Origin of the sequence: Dactylosporangium sp. CA-092794, assembly GCF_050948465.1 — a bacterium.
Classification (GTDB): Bacteria; Actinomycetota; Actinomycetes; order Mycobacteriales; family Micromonosporaceae; genus Dactylosporangium.
The window spans coordinates 9840833-9858255 of record NZ_CP192044.1 but is presented as its reverse complement, the minus strand read 5'-3'; the positions used below and the strand labels follow the sequence as shown (position 1 = coordinate 9858255).

The 17423-nt window shown below is 71.6% G+C and carries 18 protein-coding genes; 7 read left to right on the top strand and 11 right to left on the bottom strand.

The window, feature by feature from the left end; translation table 11 throughout:
- Positions 1–13 precede the first annotated feature (13 nt).
- Positions 14–349, top strand: a complete 336-nt coding sequence (locus ACQPXD_RS42215; protein ID WP_432828331.1) for a hypothetical protein — start codon at positions 14–16, stop codon at positions 347–349.
- 510 nt (positions 350–859) lie between these two features.
- Here ACQPXD_RS42215 and ACQPXD_RS42210 read toward each other — a convergent pair.
- The 3 genes from ACQPXD_RS42210 to ACQPXD_RS42200 all read right to left on the bottom strand — a co-directional run bounded on the left by ACQPXD_RS42210 (position 860) and on the right by ACQPXD_RS42200 (position 3670).
- Positions 860–1012, bottom strand: coding sequence for an IS66 family transposase (locus ACQPXD_RS42210; protein WP_432824395.1), 153 nt, complete (start codon positions 1010–1012; stop codon positions 860–862).
- Between the two features lie 8 nt (positions 1013–1020).
- Positions 1021–2163 (bottom strand): IS66 family transposase, encoded by a 1143-nt coding sequence (gene tnpC, locus ACQPXD_RS42205; protein WP_432824394.1) that lies wholly within the window; start codon positions 2161–2163, stop codon positions 1021–1023.
- Positions 2164–2782: 619 nt separating this feature from the next.
- The gene (locus ACQPXD_RS42200; protein WP_432828329.1) at positions 2783–3670 is read right to left on the bottom strand and encodes a transglycosylase SLT domain-containing protein; all 888 of its coding nucleotides are present in this window, start codon (positions 3668–3670) and stop codon (positions 2783–2785) included.
- A 140-nt stretch (positions 3671–3810) separates the two neighbouring features.
- Here ACQPXD_RS42200 and typA point away from each other — a divergent pair, with 140 nt between their 5' ends.
- Positions 3811–5676, top strand: a complete 1866-nt coding sequence (gene typA / locus ACQPXD_RS42195) for a translational GTPase TypA (protein ID WP_432828327.1) — start codon at positions 3811–3813, stop codon at positions 5674–5676.
- A gap of 74 nt (positions 5677–5750) precedes the next feature.
- Here the strand turns inward: typA and ACQPXD_RS42190 are convergent, their stop codons facing one another.
- Both ACQPXD_RS42190 and ACQPXD_RS42185 read right to left on the bottom strand, forming a co-directional pair.
- Positions 5751–6743 (bottom strand): terpene synthase family protein, encoded by a 993-nt coding sequence (locus ACQPXD_RS42190; protein WP_432828325.1) that lies wholly within the window; start codon positions 6741–6743, stop codon positions 5751–5753.
- 82 nt (positions 6744–6825) lie between these two features.
- Entirely contained in the window at positions 6826–7824 is a 999-nt protein-coding gene (locus ACQPXD_RS42185; protein ID WP_432828323.1) for a TerC family protein, read from the bottom strand.
- 386 nt (positions 7825–8210) lie between these two features.
- Between ACQPXD_RS42185 and ACQPXD_RS42180 the strand changes: the two genes are divergently transcribed.
- Both ACQPXD_RS42180 and ACQPXD_RS42175 read left to right on the top strand, forming a co-directional pair.
- Positions 8211–8504: a hypothetical protein gene (locus tag ACQPXD_RS42180; RefSeq protein ID WP_432828321.1), complete on the top strand. Its 294-nt coding sequence runs from the start codon at positions 8211–8213 to the stop codon at positions 8502–8504.
- A 225-nt stretch (positions 8505–8729) separates the two neighbouring features.
- Positions 8730–10175 (top strand): DUF6745 domain-containing protein, encoded by a 1446-nt coding sequence (locus ACQPXD_RS42175; RefSeq protein ID WP_432828319.1) that lies wholly within the window; start codon positions 8730–8732, stop codon positions 10173–10175.
- A gap of 835 nt (positions 10176–11010) precedes the next feature.
- On the opposite strand, the gene ACQPXD_RS42170 is transcribed toward ACQPXD_RS42175, so the two are convergent.
- Complete coding sequence (locus ACQPXD_RS42170) at positions 11011–12648, bottom strand: CocE/NonD family hydrolase (protein WP_432828317.1); 1638 nt, start codon at positions 12646–12648, stop codon at positions 11011–11013.
- A 126-nt stretch (positions 12649–12774) separates the two neighbouring features.
- Between ACQPXD_RS42170 and ACQPXD_RS42165 the strand changes: the two genes are divergently transcribed.
- Positions 12775–12957 carry a hypothetical protein gene (locus tag ACQPXD_RS42165; RefSeq protein WP_432828315.1) on the top strand — a complete coding sequence of 61 codons (183 nt, stop codon included), beginning with the start codon at positions 12775–12777 and terminating at the stop codon, positions 12955–12957.
- A 42-nt stretch (positions 12958–12999) separates the two neighbouring features.
- Here ACQPXD_RS42165 and ACQPXD_RS42160 read toward each other — a convergent pair whose 3' ends face one another.
- The gene (locus ACQPXD_RS42160; RefSeq protein ID WP_432828313.1) at positions 13000–13209 is read right to left on the bottom strand and encodes a hypothetical protein; all 210 of its coding nucleotides are present in this window, start codon (positions 13207–13209) and stop codon (positions 13000–13002) included.
- Positions 13210–13295: 86 nt separating this feature from the next.
- Between ACQPXD_RS42160 and ACQPXD_RS42155 the strand changes: the two genes are divergently transcribed.
- Positions 13296–14156, top strand: a complete 861-nt coding sequence (locus ACQPXD_RS42155; RefSeq protein ID WP_432828311.1) for an MHYT domain-containing protein — start codon at positions 13296–13298, stop codon at positions 14154–14156.
- Here the strand turns inward: ACQPXD_RS42155 and ACQPXD_RS42150 are convergent.
- The 4 genes from ACQPXD_RS42150 to ACQPXD_RS42135 form a co-directional block, all read right to left on the bottom strand.
- A complete protein-coding gene (locus ACQPXD_RS42150; RefSeq protein ID WP_432844158.1) occupies positions 14153–14956 on the bottom strand; it encodes a TrmH family RNA methyltransferase in 804 nt (267 codons plus the stop codon). The two genes, ACQPXD_RS42155 and ACQPXD_RS42150, sit on opposite strands and share 4 nt — an antisense overlap.
- A 47-nt stretch (positions 14957–15003) precedes the next feature.
- Positions 15004–15135, bottom strand: coding sequence for a hypothetical protein (locus ACQPXD_RS42145; RefSeq protein ID WP_432828309.1), 132 nt, complete (start codon positions 15133–15135; stop codon positions 15004–15006).
- A gap of 169 nt (positions 15136–15304) precedes the next feature.
- Positions 15305–16195, bottom strand: a complete 891-nt coding sequence (locus ACQPXD_RS42140; RefSeq protein ID WP_432828307.1) for an NmrA/HSCARG family protein — start codon at positions 16193–16195, stop codon at positions 15305–15307.
- An 83-nt stretch (positions 16196–16278) separates the two neighbouring features.
- Positions 16279–16719 carry a MarR family winged helix-turn-helix transcriptional regulator gene (locus ACQPXD_RS42135; RefSeq protein ID WP_432828305.1) on the bottom strand — a complete coding sequence of 147 codons (441 nt, stop codon included), beginning with the start codon at positions 16717–16719 and terminating at the stop codon, positions 16279–16281.
- A 281-nt stretch (positions 16720–17000) separates the two neighbouring features.
- Here ACQPXD_RS42135 and ACQPXD_RS42130 point away from each other — a divergent pair, with 281 nt between their 5' ends.
- Entirely contained in the window at positions 17001–17270 is a 270-nt protein-coding gene (locus ACQPXD_RS42130; protein ID WP_432828303.1) for a hypothetical protein, read from the top strand.
- Positions 17271–17423: the final 153 nt, after the last annotated feature.

The window sequence follows — 17423 nt, the reverse complement described above, 5'->3', positions numbered from 1 at the left end:
CCATACTTGCGGTATGAGTTACCTGATCGCGTTCGCCTCGCGGCGACTGGTGGAGGACGAGTCGCTGACCCCCGGATACGTGTACCACGATCCGGAGGACGCCACGCTGCCGGCGGCGCCGGACGGCCGCCGGGCCAGCGGGTGGAACCTGCTCGTCGGCGATGAGACGGACGAGCAGCTGGCCGACGCGGGGGAGCTACTCATGCCCGACCTGGAGTGGCTGGTGGAGCGGTATCCGGCGTTCGGCAAGATCGTCAGCGCGGGCTCGGAGGGGCGCCAGTTCGAGTGGGACCCGGACTCCGGCCGCTACACCGACGTCGGTCCCTCGACCTTCCCGGACGGGGAGTAGCACCGGGCCACGTCCCGCCGTCCGGCGTGGGATTAGCACGGGCCCGCGCGACGGCCGGGTCACGCCCCGCTCAGAAACACGCCCGGGCCGTCACGCCCACGTAGTCCGACGACGGGCCCGAGTGGGCCACGATGGCGGGTGCGGTCGCGGCCGCCTTCGGACCGCACGCGACGTATCACGGCCGTGCCGGTGCTGGTCCGTGGCGGACACGCCGGCGGCCGAGGAGGTGCTCCGCCTGCACCCAGGCACCGGCCCGCGCCGCCCGGGAGCCGGCACCGCTGGCGGCGGCCACGTGGTGCCCGATCCGCGCGCACCGACACTCTGGGTCGGGCGCGGTCGGCGATCACGTCCCACACGCCGGGTGCTGGCCGCCGCGGGGTATGGAACAGGGACCGGAAGGTAACTATTCAGGTTGGGGTGGGAGCCAGGCGTTGCCGGTGAGGGCGTCGCGCAGGGCGGTGAGGACGTGCAGGCCGTTTTTGCGCACGGTGGAGACGTAGCTGCGCACGGTCAGCCAGTGCTGGGCGCCGTGGGGGTGCGCCAGCCGCCGGAGATCTTCTGCTGGATTTTGACCATGCGGATGTCGCGTTCGGCTTGGTTGTTGTCGAACGGGACGGTGAAGGTGTGGGCGAAGCGCCAGATCTCGCGCCGGAATCCGTGCATCCGGTCGATCAGCGCGAGGATCTTGCCGCGGCCGCCGCTGGTGGGGGTGGGTTGGCGGCGTAGCCGGCCTGGACGGCCTGGTCCCAGCGGTGCAGCAGATCGGTCAGGACGGTCTGGTCGAGACGGTCCCGGCCGGCGGCGACGGCCTGGTTGACCTGGTGTTTGCCCTCGCGGAGCAGCCCGGCCAGGGTCCCGGCCCAGGTGTGGGCCGGGTCGTGTTCGGCCCAGCCGTCCAGTTCCCGCAGGTGGTGAGCGTTGCACAAGGCATGCCCGGCGGTGTCGTAGGCGGGGTGCAGGTACGACTTGAAGCCGTCGTGGACCGCGGTCTGGCCCGCGCCCAGCGCGGTGAGCACACCGATGACGTCGATGGCGTCCCGGCCGCGTTTGTCGTCCAGGTGGTAGAAGGTGCCCAGCGGGGTGCAGGCCACGTGCAGCCACCGCAGCCGGCCGGCCACCCGCAGCCCGGTCTCGTCGAAATGCACCACCGCCGCGGTGCGCAGGACCTGCCGCAGCCGTTGCGTGAAGCCGGTCAGCCGGGTCGCGGCGCGCCCGGTCAGCCCGGCGATCCACCCCGCCGACGGCGCCGCACCGAACAGATCAGCCAGGATCTGCGCGGTACGGTCCACCGGCGTGTGATGGCCGACCAGCAGATAGACCGTCAGGGCCGCGATCGACGGCCCGTACTGCGCCGGCGCGTCCACCCCCACCGGCGCCGCGGCTGTGGTGTGCGTCCCGCACGCGCAGGCGCACCGCCACAGCCGGTGCTCGGTCACCGCCAAGCGCATCGGCGGCAGGTCGAACACCTGCCGCGCCTCGAACCCGACCGGCGCGACACCGGCCAGGACCTCACCGCACCCGGCGCACGCCACCGGCCGGTGATCCACCACCGCATCCGGCTCATCCACCTGTGTCAACGCCGCACCCGGCGCGCCGGGCTGCTTGCCCGCCCGGCGGCCCGCCGCCCGCCGCTGCGACCGCGGCGCCGGCTTCCCCAGCCCATCCGAGGACGGCGGCTTCGACGAGTTGTGCGAGTCCAGCCCCAACCGCCGCTCCAACTCCGCCACCCGCGCCCGCAACACCGCGATCTGCTCAGCCTGGACCACCACCAACGCCGCCAACTCGTCATAGCTGGGACGCGGACCGGCACTCACAACGGACACCGTGCCCTAAACCACCCAGACGATCAAGTCCCTGCCGCCAACCACCTGAATAGTTACACCGGAAGTCTCCGTGATCATGCGCAACCGACACCGACACCAACGGTTTTTCATGATCACGGAGTGCTGATGTACACCCGTGTACCGAAAGTCTCCGGGATCATGGCAAACCCGGTGTGCGGTCAGCGCGGGCATCATGATCACGGAGACATACGTCCGCCCCGGTGACGTCGGCGCCGACGGCGGCTAGGACTAGGGCGCGGGCGCGGTTTCCCGGCCAATGCCGGCCGGCGAATGAGCCGCGGTCTGCGCGGCTCCGGGAGTGGCCCGCGGTCCGCGCAGCCGGGGTGGCCCCGCGGTCTGCGCGGCTCCGGGAGTGGCCCGCGGTCCGCGCAGCCGGGGTGGCCCCGCGGTCTGCGCGGCTCCGGGAGTGGCCTGCGGTCCGCGCGGCCAGGGGAGTGAGCCGCGGTCCGCGCGGCCCGGTGTGGCCCGCAGGCTGCGCGGCCCGGGGATGGACGGTCCGGGGAGCGAGCGGCGGTCCGGGGAGAGACGACGGACCGGGGAGAGACGACGGACCGCGCGCGGCGGGCGCCCGGGGGGAGTTGGGGGCCGGTCAGTAGTTTCCGGCGCGGCTGTGGTCCATGAGGGCCACCACGTTCTGCACGTAGGTCGGGTTCGGGTAGACGCCGCCGGCGTAGTCGACGCCGGCCGTGCCCCAGTTGTAGGCGGAGATGACGGCCCTGAGCAGCTTGGGGTCGGACATGTCGTAGGTGCCGAGCTTCGGGCCGAAGTACGCGATCAGCCAGGCCAGGTAGTTGGCGCCGAGCATCACGTTCTGGTTCGGCTTCGTGCGGTCCCACGTGGTGGCGAAGCGGTTGTTGACGAACGTCTGGGTGTCGGGCATGACCTGCATGATCCCGAGGCCGCCGTCGCACGCCTTGATGTCGGACTGCCAGCCGCTCTCCTGCTCGGCGATCGCATACAGCAGCCGCTGCGGCACCAGGATCTGCTCGTAGTCCGGGTCGGTCCGGGTGCCCCAGAAGTGGGTGGTGGCCGCCGTGTCGAGGTAGCCGCGGACGGTGGCGGCGGGCAGCTGGTTGGGCCCGCGCGACGGCATGCACCCGGGCTGGGTGGTGTGCGGCGGCGCCGGTGGCTGGACCGTTTCGGTGACCTTCGGCGACGGCTTCTTCGTCGTCTTGCCCGGCGAGGGCTTCTTCGTCGGCGGCGCGGACGATTCGGCGGCGGGCGAGGTGGTCACGACCGCCAGCGGCGCCTCGCTGGGCGGGGACACGGAGGCGATCGGTGTCGACCAGGAGTCCGGCGACTCGGCCGCCGTGGCCTGCCGGTCCCGGTCGGAGCCCTTCATCAGGGTGATGATCGCGCCGCAGCCGAGCAGCACCACCGCGACGCCGACGCTGAGCAGGATGGCGCCCACGGGGCGCTTCCGCCGTGGTACCTCGAACTCCGCGGTGTCGTCGTCCTCGCTGTAGCCGTAACTCATCGTTACCTCCCCCGTGGGGGTCAGGCTAGCCCGCTGGCAGGGCGCGCGCGACCCCGTCGGGTGTCGCCACGCGGCGCCTCAGGTCACATCGGGGCGCCGCGGGCCGCGGGGTGCGGGAGGTACCTGGAACAATGGGAGTTATGCAGACCCGTTCAGACCTCCGCAACGTGGCCATCATCGCGCACGTCGACCACGGCAAGACCACGCTCGTCGACGCGATGTTGCGGCAGGCCGGCGCGTTCCACGCGCGCGCCGAGCTGACCGACCGGGTCATGGACTCGATGGATCTCGAGCGCGAGAAGGGCATCACCATTCTCGCCAAGAACACGGCCGTGCGGTATGTGCCGCAGGACGGCGGCGACCCGGTCACGATCAACATCATCGATACACCGGGCCACGCCGACTTCGGCGGCGAGGTCGAGCGCGGCCTGACCATGGTCGACGGGGTCGTGCTGCTGGTCGACGCGAGCGAGGGGCCGCTGCCGCAGACCCGGTTCGTGCTGCGCAAGGCGCTCATGGCGCGCCTGCCGATCATCCTGGTGATCAACAAGGTGGACCGGCCCGACGCGCGGATCAAGGAGGTCGTCGACGAGACGTATGAGCTCTTCCTCGACCTCGACGCCGACGAGGAGCAGATCGAGTTCCCGATCGTCTACGCCTGCGCCCGCGACGGCATCGCCTCGCTGAGCCAGCCGAAGGACGGCACCATCCCCGAGGACAGCGACAGCCTGCAGCCGCTGTTCCGCACGCTGCTCGACACCATCCCCGCCCCCGCCTACGACGAGGCCGCGCCGCTGCAGGCCCACGTGACCAACCTCGACGCCTCGCCGTTCCTGGGCCGCCTGGCGTTGTGCCGGGTGCGGCAGGGCACGATCCGCAAGGGCCAGACCGTGGCCTGGTGCCGTGAGGACGGCGCGCAGCAGAGCGTGCGCATCTCCGAGCTGCTGATGACCGAGGCGCTCGAGCGCAAGCCGGCGGAGCAGGCCGGGCCGGGCGACATCATCGCGGTCGCCGGCATCGCCGACATCATGATCGGCGACACGCTGGCCGACGCCGAAAACCCGGTCCCGCTGCCGCGCATCACCGTCGACGAGCCGGCGATCTCGATGACCATCGGCACCAACACGTCGCCGCTGGCCGGCAAGGTCAAGGGCGCGAAGGTCACCGCCCGGCTGGTCAAGGACCGGCTGGAGCGCGAGCTGGTCGGCAACGTGTCGCTGCGGGTGCTGCCCACCGAGCGGCCCGACGCCTGGGAGGTGCAGGGCCGCGGCGAGCTGGCACTGGCCATCCTGGTGGAGCAGATGCGCCGGGAGGGCTACGAGCTGACCGTCGGCAAGCCGCAGGTCGTCACCCGGGAGATCGACGGCAAGGTCCACGAGCCGACGGAGCGGCTGACGATCGACGCGCCGGAGGAGTATCTGGGCGCGATCACCCAGCTGCTGGCCACCCGCAAGGGCCGCATGGAGCAGATGGTCAACCACGGCACCGGCTGGATTCGCATGGAGTGGCTGGTCCCGGCCCGCGGCCTGATCGGCTTCCGCACCGAGTTCCTCACCGACACCCGCGGCACCGGCATCCTGCACCACGTCTTCGAGTCCTACGAGCCGTGGTATGGCGAGCTGCGCACCCGCGCCACCGGCTCGCTCGTCGCCGACCGCTCGGGCGTGGCGACGCCGTTCGCGATGATGAACCTGCAGGAGCGCGGTTCGATGTTCGTCGAGCCGACCACCGAGGTCTACGAGGGCATGATCGTCGGGGAGAACTCCCGCGCCGACGACATGGACGTGAACATCACCAAGGAGAAGAAGCTCACCAACATGCGCTCCAGCGCCGCGGACGAGACGGAGAAGCTGATCCCGCCCCGCAAGCTGTCGCTGGAGCAGGCGCTCGAGTTCTGCCGCGAGGACGAGTGCGTGGAGATCACGCCGCAGGCCATTCGGATCCGCAAGGTCATGCTGGACCAGAAGGATCGCGAGCGAGTGGCGCGCAAGAGGGCCCACGCCTGATCGTCTTTGTTTGGGGGGTACCTCATGTGCCTGGCGCAGACACATGAAGTACCCCCGAAGCAAGAACGGGCGGGCTAGTCGACCGGTCCTCGCTGACCGGGCAGCTCGGCCGGGGTGTAGCGGCCGGACTCCAGCGACCAGTCCACGTTGCCGCGGACCCAGTGGACCAGGTCGGTGATGCCGATGACGGCGCTCGGCTCGCCCCAGTGGCGGGTCTCGAGCCGGTCCCGGGCCAGCTGGAAGTCGAGCATGCGCGCGTCGTGCTCGGCGACGGCCGCGACGACCGCCTCCTCCAGCGGCAGCCGGTGCTCGCGCTGGAAGGCGAAGACGATGTTGTGATGGTCGCCGATCGCGGCCTCCTTCGGCCACGAGATCAGGTCGTTGAAGATCCCGATGATCGTGCCGGCGGTGTGCCGCGCCACGGCGAAGTCGGGGTCGTCGAGCAGCGCGCGCGGCAGCTCGACGCCGTGCATCGGCTCGATGAGGTCGAAGAACATGTCGGCGGCCGCGCTGTTGTGGCGCATCCGGCGGTACTCCTCCAGCAGCGGCGGCCGCTCGGCGGCCCGGTTGCCGGCCTCCCACAGCGTGCCGGCCAGGTAGTCCGCCACGTGTCCGACGAACCGCTCCCGCCACTGCGGGCTGACCCGCGGCTCGGTGCGCCGCCACACCTCGCCGAGCGCGCCCGCGAGCGGCCGGCCGAGCGCCTCGGCCAGCACCGGCGTCGGCCGCCGGTCGCGCAGCAGGCGCACCACCTCGTCGACCGCCGCCTTGGCCGGCTCCGGGTCGCGCACCAGCGCCCGCTCCAGCAGGTCGTCGAGGACGAAGATGCTGATCAGCCAGGCCGTGGCCAGGCGCAGGTCGGCCTCGGCGGCGTCGGGGTGAGCGCGGGCCATCAGGTTGGCGAACCGGGCCCGCGCGAACGCCGCGCGGGCACCGGGCCGGTCGAGGAGGCCGTGCCGGGTCGCCCAGTGCAGCGACCAGCCGTGCACGGCGTCGGCGTGCGGTGAGATCCGCGGTGCGAACGGGCACAGCACCGAGGGGGCCGTCGTCTGCCCCCGCTGCGTCATTTCGTGCAAGATGCATCACCCGCCCCGCCGTGGTACCCCATAATCTCGCCGATCCGCGCTCGGCGCGACCTCCCCTGGGGTATTAGTGCGCGTTGTGTGTTTTGTCCGGTTGTGCGGTCTCCGCACGCGCGTCGTGGCGCGCCTTGACCAGTGACGCGACGGTCGTGATGACGAGGGTGCCGATAATGACGGCGAGTGACAATTCGATGCCGATGTGTGGGGCCCATCCGACGTGCTTGCCGCCGTTGATGAACGGCAGGCTGTTGTCGGCCAGGGCCTCCAGGAAGAGTTTCACGCCGATGAAGCCGAGCACCACGCTGAGGCCGATGGAGAGGTAGACCAGCCGGTCGAGCAGGCCGCCGATCAGGAAGTACAGCTGCCGCAGACCCATCAGCGCGAATACGTTCGCGGTGAAGACCAGGTACGGTTCGGCGGTCAGCCCGAAGATCGCCGGGATCGAGTCGAGCGCGAAAATGAGGTCCGTGGTGCCGATCGCGATGAGCACCACGATCATCGGCGTCATGTGCAGCCGGCCCCGCTCGTCACGCGCCGTGAGCCGCGACTCGTGGTACTGCGGGGTCATCGGCAGGACCCGACGCGACCAGCGGATCAGCGCGTTCTCCTTGAAGTCCTCCTCGTCGGTCTCGCCCTGCACGGCGAGCCGGACCGCGGTGTAGATCAGGAACGCGCTGAAGATGTAGAACACCCACGAGAACCGGCTGATCGCCGCGGACCCGACCGCGATGAACCCGCCGCGCATGATCAGCGCGAGGACGATGCCGATGAGCAAGACCTTTTGCTGGTACTGCCGGGGAACCTTGAACCTGGACAGGATGATCACGAAGACGAACAGGTTGTCGACGGACAGGCTGTACTCGGTCAGCCAGCCCGCGTAGAACTCGCCGGCATATTTGCCGCCCCACTGGACCAGGACGAACAGCCCGAACAGGAGCGCAAGCCCGACGTACACCCCCACCCAGATCGTCGACTCGGTGATGGACGGCTCATGTGGCCGCCGGGCCACGAACGCCAGATCGAAGAGGAGTACGGCGCCCAGACCCACCAGGGTCGCAGCCCACATCCAGCCAGCAACACCCACGTGCACGACCTCCGGTAGACACACCACAGGCCGCACCGACCCACCGGGCCGCGCGGACTGTGTAGTTGACACCGGAGGTCTCTTCCGCCACCCGGGACAGCCCGGATGACCGACGGCGCCGGGTGTTGTCCCACGTCACCGTGGGCACCGTGCTGACGACGACCGCCGCGGGGGAATACTCCCCTCCTGTTGCGCTTCAATCATTGTCCATCAGCCCGCCACGCCTCGACGGGCGGGGGCCCAAAAAATGTCGTACCCCCCGTCTATCGTTCCGCTCGAACCGGTGATCCGGGCGTTCTTTCAACGCTCACTCATGTCCGGCCGTCGAGGGGAGTGCGATCGTGTATCGGCAAGGTGACGTTCTGTTGGTGCCAGTCCCGGCGAGCGAGGTGCCCGGCACGGCGGTCCCGGCCCCGCGCGACCGGGCCGGCCGGATGGTCCTGGCCCGCGGCGAGGCGACCGGCCACGCCCACGTGATCGTCGGCCCCGACACGCTGCTCCTGGCGGACCGCGACGACACCGATCGCCTCTACATCAAGATCACGACCCGCGCCCGCGTGGTCCACGAGGAGCACGGCACGATCACGCTCCCGGCCGGGTCCTATCGCGTCGTGCGCCAGCGTGAGTACATTCCCGGCGCCTACCGCTACGTGGCCGACTGATGGCCGCCGTGATGCCGGCTCCGGCTCCTGTGCCCGCCTCGGCGGTCGCGGCTCGGCCCGGTGCCCGGTTCGCCCGGGCCTCGGTCGGTTCGTTCGGGCGTTGGGCGGTGGTCCGGTGATGGCCGCCGTTTTGCCTGCGCCGGCCTCGGTGGTCGCGGCTGGGGCCGGTGCCCGGTTCGCCCGGGCCTCGGCCGGTTCGTTCGGGCGTTGGGCGGTGGTCCGGTGATGGCCGCCGCTTCGGCCGACAGCGACGTGCGGGCGACCACGCTGGGCGCCGTCTCCGCGAAGTGGCTGGCCGCCGGCCTGTCCACCGCGCCCGCCGACCGCGCCGCCGCGGCCGACGCGGTCCGGCTGGCCTACCGCTCGGCCGGTCTGCCCGAGCCCGCCCACGTCGTCTGGTTCGCCTCGCCCCTGGCCGGGGCGCGGGCCGCCGCCCTGCTCACCGGCCGCCGCGACCTACCCGGCGCGGCGCCGACCGGCTCGGAGGCCGCCGCCGACGCTGCGGTCGCCGCGCAGCTGCGGGCCCAGGGCTGCCCGCCGGTCCCCGGCACCGCCGGCCCGTCCGTGCGCGCCGCGGTCCGCACCGCACCGTGGGCCGCGTCCCGTTCGGAGGCACACGAGCTGCTCGGCCCCGACGGCTGGGCCGCCCTGTGGTCGGCCTGCGGCGCCGAGGTCTGGCGCCTGGTCAACGACCGCATCGCCACCCCGCTGCGCACGCACCTGCGCGGCGAGCTGCCGGTCCACGCCCGCGCCGTCCTGCTCGACGCCGTCGGCGGCCAGCACGACGCCGGCTGGCTGGCCGCCTTCGACGCCTCTCCCTCCGCCCCCACCCGCGCCGCGGGCTCCGGCCACGGCGCCCCCGCTGCCTCGCGCGCGGCTTCCGGTTCGTCGCGCGGGGTTGCCGATTCGGGTTCCTCGCGCGCGGCTTCCGGTTCGTCGCGCGGGGTTGCGGGTGTGGTGCCCGGGGTGTCGGCGCGTCGGGTTTCGGGTTCGGTGCCCGGGGGTTCCGACTCGGCGCACGGGTCTGCGGGCGCCGCTTCCGGCGGTCCGGTGTTCAGCGCGGGGCCGGTCGGTGCGGTCTGGGCGACCGCCGCTCCGGTGCCTGCCGAGGCGGCTCTCCACGCGGTGCAGCGCCTGGCCGGCCTGGCCGGCGTGGCCCGCTCGTCATCCTGGTGGTGGCCGTATGCGAATGTGGCGATTCTCACCGACCGCCCGGACGCCCTGCACCGCGACAACCTGGGCCGCCTGCACGCCGCGGACGCCCCGGCCCTGCACTATCGCGACGGCTACGCCCTGCACGCCTGGCGCGGCATGCCGATCCCGTCTGACCTGGTCGACCGCCTGGCCCACCTGACCTATCCGCAGATCGCCGCCGAGCGCAACGCGGAGCTGCGCCGCGTCATGGTCGAGCACTTCGGCTACGACCGCTACCTGCGCGAGGCCGGCGCCCAGAAGGTGTCCGAGGACGAGTCCGGCGTGCTGTGGCGCCTGGCCTTCGCCGACGACGAGCCGCTGACCATGGTCGAGGTCGTGAACAGCACCCCGGAGCCCGACGGCACCAGCCGCGTGTACTGGCTACGCGTGCCCCCGCAGACCCGCACCGCCCGCGAGGGCGTGGCCTGGACCTTCGGCCTGACCGAGGAGGAGTATCGCCCCCTGATCCAAACCTGACCCCGCCCCGCCCGTGGCCCCAGCCTCGTCCGCTCAGGCCCGCCGCCCCGCCCCCTCGGGATCGGCGTTCCGCGACCTGGACCTCGGCTCGCCCGCGCCTGCGCCTCGGCTCGCCCGCGCCCGCGCCTGCGCCTCGCCCGTGCCCCGGCTCGCCCGTGCCCCGGCTCGCCCGTGCCCCGGCTCGCCTGGGGCGTCGTCCGTCGGTCGTGCCCGGGCTTCGGCGTTCGTGGCCCGCCGGCTGCCAGCTGCCGCTAGCCGTCGGTGGCGGTGCTCGCTGACGTGGCTGCGGTCTCGCCTGGGCCTCGGTCGTCCGGCGCCGTTGATCGCGGGCCGCGACCTGGGCCTTGGCGTTCGTGGCAGCTCGCCGGCGGCGTTTCCTCGCGCGGTGCGTTGCGCCGGCGTGTGGTCTGGGGTCGCGTCCGCTGCGCGTGGTGTGTGAGGCCAGCGCCTGATCGTGGTGGCCGTCGGGCGGAACATCCGATCTGCGCGGCCGGGGCGGACGTATGTCTCCGTGATCATGATGCCCGAGGTGGCCGTTCTACGGGTTTGCCATGATCCCGGAGACATACGGTACCCAGGGGTACATCGTCACTCCGTGATCATGAAAAACCGTTGGTGTCGGGGCCAGTTGCGCATGATCGCGGAGACTTCCGGTCGTTGCGCCGTGCAGTGCCCGGCGCGTCGGCGTGATCGCCGATCTGGCTTGCTCCGGGGCGTTGGGGCGCGCCGGCCGGGCGCCGCCACCGAACCCTGCCGCCCTGGCCTGTGTCGTCGGGCTCCGGGGTCCGCTGCTGGTCGCCGTGAAGCGGCTCGCCGCTGTGGGGTTCTGGGGCGTTCAGCTGGCTACGGGGAGCGTGATCGACGAAGGGGCGAGGATTTCCTGGCGGACCGGGCGGAGTTCCAGTTCGTGGCCGAGTGGGGCGCCGGTGCCCGGGTTGCGGGAGAAGCGGGGGTGGGCGCCGCCGCTGAGCTGGACGCGGATGCGGCGGCCGGTGGCGAAGCGGTGGGCGGTCGGCCACAGTTCGACGCGCACCGGCTCGTCCGGGGCGCGGCCCTGGGTGGCGCGCACCAGGCCGTCGCAGACGTTCCAGGAGCGGCCCTGCTCGTCGACCTCGCAGAGGCGGACGAACACGTCGAAGTGCTCGGCCGGTGCGTCGGGGGCGCCCTGCCGGCCGGGGCTGGTCGCCCGGACCGTGATTTCCGCGGCGACCGGGCCGACGATGTCGAGCGGCTCGGTCAGCGGCGCCGAGGTGAACGTCAGCACGTCGGGGCGGGCCTCCAGCGGGCGGTTGTCGCGGCGGCCGGAGATGTTGGCGACCAGGCGCGGGCCGCCGAGGGCCGGGGTCGGGTCCTTCGGGTCGTAGAGGAACGAGGCCAGGGCCGCGCCGCCGGCGGTCGGGTCGGCGGTGAGGCGGGCGCCTGCCGCGAGGTACCACTGCTGGGGTGTGCTCTTCGGCGGCGGCCAGTCGCTGAGCTCGTGCCAGCCGTTGGCGCCTCCGACGTGCACGCGGACCGGGCGCTCCCGGATCGGCTCGGGGCCGCCGGTGTGCGCGCGGAACCAGGCGACCGCCTCGGCCGCGGACTGCTGGAACAGGGCCGCGCTGCCGTGCTGCCAGGGGCCGATCGTGAGGTGCGGCTGCTGACCGGCCGCCCGTAACGCCATGTAGTCGGCCAGTTGCCAGGGCAGGAAGATGTCGTACCAGCCGCCTATCATGAGGACCGGCGCGGTGACCTTGGGCAGGCGGTGCGCGTGGCCGCGCTGCGTCCAGTAGGGCGACGTCGGGTCGGCCTCGGCCAGCCACCGCTGGAAGAACTCGATTTCCGCGCCCGTGGTGATCCGGTCCGCCTCGGCCATCGGCAGCCGCGCCAGCCCGCGCTGCAGCCGCGGCTGCCCCCGCAGCAGCTCGACGATGCTTTCCAGGCGCGGGCCGCGCTGCGCCTCCAGCAGCGCCGACCAGGTCAGCACGGTGTCGAGCGAGAACGCACCACCCGCGTAGGTCGGCGGCCCGAAGTCGGACGCGGTCACGATCGTCGCCATCGCCTTGAGCTCGTCGCCGGCCTCGGCGGCGAGGGCCCACTGCACAAACCCGACGTAGCTCGGGCCGTAGGTGAGCAGCCGCCCGTCGTACCACGGCTGGCGGCGCAGCCAGTCCAGCGTGTCGAGCCCGTCCTCGCGCTCCTGCAGCAGCGGCTCGAACGTCCCCGACGAGTCGGCCGTCCCGCGGCAGGACTGGATGAGCACGTGGAACCCCCGCTGCGCGACGGCCCGGCAGAGCAGGTTGACCGGCGCCCCGCGCCCGTAGGGCGTGCGCACCAGCACGGTTGGCATCGCGCCGTCGACCGCCGGCCCGTAGTGATCGGCACGCAGATTGGCCCCGTCGCGCATCCGGATCGGAATCGCCCGCGTCACCGCGACCCGCCCCGCGACGGCAGGCGGAAGTTTGAGCAAGCGACCGACCGGATCAAGTCTCATGCGTCCCGAGCGTAGCCCGCCGTCACACGTCCGCCGCGCACCGCTCCACCTCGCCGCTTTCGCGGCCGGTTCCCGGCTCCGTCGGTGTCGTTGCGTGTCCGGCGAGCGCGGGTGCACCATCGATATATGGCGGAGGAGTCGTTCACGGACGCCGAGATGGCGTTCCTCCGGCATGTCCGGTTCGGCGAGCTCCCGCGGCGCGTGCTCCCCGAGGACCGCGTCGAGCTGACCGAGATCGAATCACCGCGCGCCTGGCCCGACGGCCTGAACCCGGAGCAGCAGCAGGCACTCCGCCCGGATGCGGCCTGACCTTCGTCAAGGCGCCACGCGTTGAATCCACTGTAGACAGTGTCAGAGTCGGTGGTGGGAGCCGTCCGGGTCCGGCATGTCGATCATGTCGGGTGGGGTGGTCGCCGACTCCGGTGACGTGTCGTCCGGGCGCGTCCACTCGGTGGCTTGTTCGGCCTCGAGTGCCTCGTCGGTCTCGCCTTCCGTCGCGCGACCGGCTGCGCCGGAGCCGATGGTGGAATGCCTGGCTACGTACGAGTCACGGTCCGTCATGACCGCCGCGTACCCGGGGTGGAGTTGGGCAAACCCGCACAGCCTGTCCGACCGGCGCCGGCTCGGGGCTGGCTGAATCGAGCCTTGTGACCGCGGTTGAGCAATTCGCATATGGCTGGATCACGCCGGCGCTGGCCCTTGCCCTGTCGTTTCTCGGCTGCCTGCTCGGCACGTTCCTGAGCAGCCGCTCGCGGGCCTCGTCCGGCGGCAGCCGGGCCCGGTGGCTGACCCTGGCGGCGATCGCGCTCGGCGGCGCCGGGACCTGGGTGCCGCACTTCATGGCGATGCTGGGCGTGGACGTGCCGAACACCGTCGTGCGGTACGACATCGCGACGACCGCGCTCGGCCTCGGTATCGCCGTGGTCGTGTACTGCCTGGGGCTGTACATCGCCGGGTTCGGCCGGGCCAGCGCCTGGAAGATCGTGCCGGCCGGGGTGCTGAGCGGGATCGGGCTGACGGCGGCGTACGCGACCGGTCCGCTGGCCATGCGGGTGGGCGGGACCGTCGGGTACGAACCCAGGACACTGCTCATCGCGGCCGGGGCCGCGGTCGTCGGCGCGACGGTGACCGTGTGGTGCGCCGTGGTGGTCCGCGGAACCGTGGCCATGCTGTTCGCCGCGGGGATCATGGCGCTGGCCGTCTGCAGCACGCACTACACCGTCATGGCCGCCGTGCGGGTCGAACCGGCCACGCTCGCCGTCACGGTGCCCGGCGTCACCCTGTTCGCCATGCTCGTCCCGGTCTGCGTGCTGGCCTGCCTGCTGTTGTCCGGGCTGGCGTACAGCACGGTCGGCTTCACCGTGCGCCAGGACACCGCCGGCGAGGAGGCGCTCCTGCGGCGGGCCCGCGACATGTACACCGTCGCCACCCTCAACCGGGCCGCGAGCCACCGCCGCCGCCAGCTCGAGCGGACCGACAGCGCGGTCCCGGCCGCGTCCCGGCGCTAAAGATCGCGGCTGAGTTCCCAGAAGGCGACCGCGGCCGCATTGGCCACGTTGAGCGAGTCGACACCGCGGCGCATCGGAATGACCACGCGGGTGTCGCTCGCCCGCAGGGCCTCGGGCGTCAGGCCGGCGCCCTCCGCGCCGAGCAGGAGGGCCGGCCGCGAGCGTTGCGCCGCGGTGAGCCGCTGCAGCGGCAGCGCGTCGGCGGCCGGGGTCAGCGCCAGCACGGTGAACCCGGCCTCCCGCACCCGTTCCAGAGCGTCCGGCCACGGCTCGAGGCGCGCATACGGCACCGCGAACACCTCGCCCATGCTGACCCGGACGCTGCGACGGTACAGCGGGTCGGCGCACGACGGCGACAGCAGCACGGCGTCCATGCCGAGCGCGGCCGCGCTGCGGAACAGCGCGCCGATGTTCGTGTGGTTGTTGATGTCTTCCAGGATCGCGATCCGCCGGGCGGCGGCGAGCACCTCGCCGGCGGACCGTTCCGGCGTGCGGTGGAACGAGGCGAGGACGCCGCGGTGGACGTGGAAGCCGGTGATGGCCTCGAGCGTCGCCTGGTCGCCCGCGTACACCGGCACGCCCTCCAGCGGCAGGTCCTCGATCTGAGCGACCCGCTTGGCGTCGATCAGCACGGACCGCATCCGGTAGCCGGCCCGCAGCGCGCGGCGCAGCACCAGCTCGCCCTCGGCGATGAACAGGCCGTTGGGCGGCTCCCAGCGGGTGCGCAGCTCCACGTCGGTGAGCGCCCGGTAGTCCCCGATCCGCTCGTCGTCGTGGTCGGTGATCGTCTCGACGGTCAGCACCGCTCGATTCTGCCCTGCCGGCGGCGGGTGGGCGCATCGCCTGTTCAAGCGGACGTCACTGTCGTCACACACGCATCGGCGCCGGTCATCGACGGGTGGGCGCGGACGTCGACCTGCTTCAGGACGACGCCGGTGGTGCCGCCGTAGGTGCCGAGGATGTTGGCGGTCGGCGTCACGGCATCGCCCGCGTCGACCGGCGGCCTTCTCGACAACCAGTGTGCCGGTGCCGGCCTCGGGCACGCCCTGGGAGCTTTGCGACTACTTCAACCGTTGGCGGATGCGTTGCCGTGCCCAGAGCGCCGAGACCGTGGGCACGATCGGGGGGCGTTCATCGCGGCCGGAGGCTCAGGAACCAGCCACGTTTGTGGGCGCGGTCCAGCCGGTGGATCGGATCCACTCGACCAGGTCCAGGGTGGCCGGCTCGATCGAGCGCACCACCGCAAGATCCGAAGGGTATTCCGCCGCCTCCGCGAACTGGCGGAACATCGCCTTGTCGAAATCGTTGGGAAGCACGCTCAACGGGAGAGCCTCGTACCGTGCCGGGAGCCCGGCGCGCGCGCCGAACGCCGCGGCGATCTGGGGGCCCGTCAGCTCGTCGCCGACGAGCTCGACGGCTCCGCCGGGCGCCTCCGCGGTGTCGAGCAGGAGCGCGGCGGCGACCCGGCCGATGTCCCTGACCGAGATCATCTTCAGGGCGACGTCCTCCGGCAGCGGCAGCCTCAGCACGATCTCCCCATGCTCCAGGCTCGGTGCCATCACGCTGGCGAAGTTCTCCATGAAGGCGGTCGGGCGAACCATCGCGACCCTCAGGCCCGACTTCCTCAGGTGCTCCTCGATCCAGTGCTTCGAGTCGTGGTGCGGCACACCCGACTCCCGGTCCGCTCCGAAGACCGAGTTGAACACGACGTGCGGGACGCGTGCCGCGACCGCCGCGTCGACGAGCGCGGTACCGATGCGGATCTCCGCCTCGATCTCGTCGAGGCTGTTCGCCTCCGGGGTCATGAAGTAGAACGCCTCGACCGCCGTCAGCGCGGCGGCCAGCGACGCCGGGTCGTCGGCCCGGGTGGCCGCCAGCTCGACGCCGCGGGCGGCCAGCGCCTGAGCCCGGTCGGACTGCGGGTTGCGGACCAGGGCCCGCACCCGCGCCTTGTGGTCCAGCAGCGCGTCGACCACCGCCCCGCCCTGTTGCCCCGTCGCGCCGAAGACTGCGATTGTGCCGGTCGTCTGTGTGCTCATCGCCGCCACCCTTCACTAGTTCATGCCATGAACTAAACTAGTTCATGGCATGAACTTCGTCAAGGTGCGGGTGTAGCGGGACCTCACGATGTGATGGATTGCTTCGAGGCGGGCGAAGAGAGGTCCGAGGTGTCCACGATGGCGGTGGCCACGCGCTCGAAGTCGCGCTGGTCGTCGGCGTCGAGGTTCCTCGCGATCTCGGGCAGGCGCTTGGCGACCTCGGCGTAAACGGCCTCGGCGAGCACCTTCCCCGTGGGCGTCGCACTGAGCATGACGACCCGTCGGTCCTGCGCCGAGCTTGCCCGGCCGACCAACTCGCGCCGCGCGGTGCGATCGACCAGCTGGCTCAATGCGTTCTTGGTCATACCCAACGACGCGGCGAGGTCAGCCATCTGCCGCGGCTCGTTCCTGACTGCGCAGATCAGCGTGGCCTGCGAGGGGGTCAGGTCGAACTCGGCGCAGATCTGCGCGTACTTGCGTTGAATCACAACCGAGAGCCAGAAGAGCTTGTCGCCATAGTCCACGCTGGCCTCCCCGTCCGATGACGAACGATCAGCCTACTCGTCGCGGGCCGGCAGACCACGCCACTCACCAGGAGATGCACACCTCTGCGAGACCGGCCTGGCACTCCTACCCCGACCACTTTGACCGACTTATCCTGTCCCTTCACCCCCAGGTGGCGCCTCTACCGGCGCGCGACGGGTCGCGCGCTTCTGTGGGGACTGATCAGATCCGGTGAGAAGAGACCAGCTCAGCTGAGAACCCACAAGGACGGCGGCAACCGCGAGCGACAGACAGGTCACCGTTGCCGTTACCTTCAATTTCCGCTCCTTTCGCTCGAAGCGACTACGGGAAACGAAGCAGAACACCCGGCGCCGCCACCGTCGCGGAGACGAAGGCCACCGCCTCGGTCGACCTGGTCCGCGAGGCGCTGCACACCACCGGTACCGTCGGCACGGACGACCGCTCGATCGTCGTGGTGCTCACCCTGCATCCGGACGGGACCTCGTTCTCGTCGGCGTCCACGGCCGTCTCCAAGCTCACCCGCGCCAGGAACTGGGCCAGGAGGTCGTGATCGAGCCGTACCGCAACGCCTGGTGGGCTTACCTGCCGCAGTACGGCGGCTACATGACCAACATCTACATCAGCTCGCCCGACAACACGCTCCCCGGTGTACCCGTCTGCTGAAGCGACCGCGTCGTTTACCCGATTGACCCTCGGTGATGAC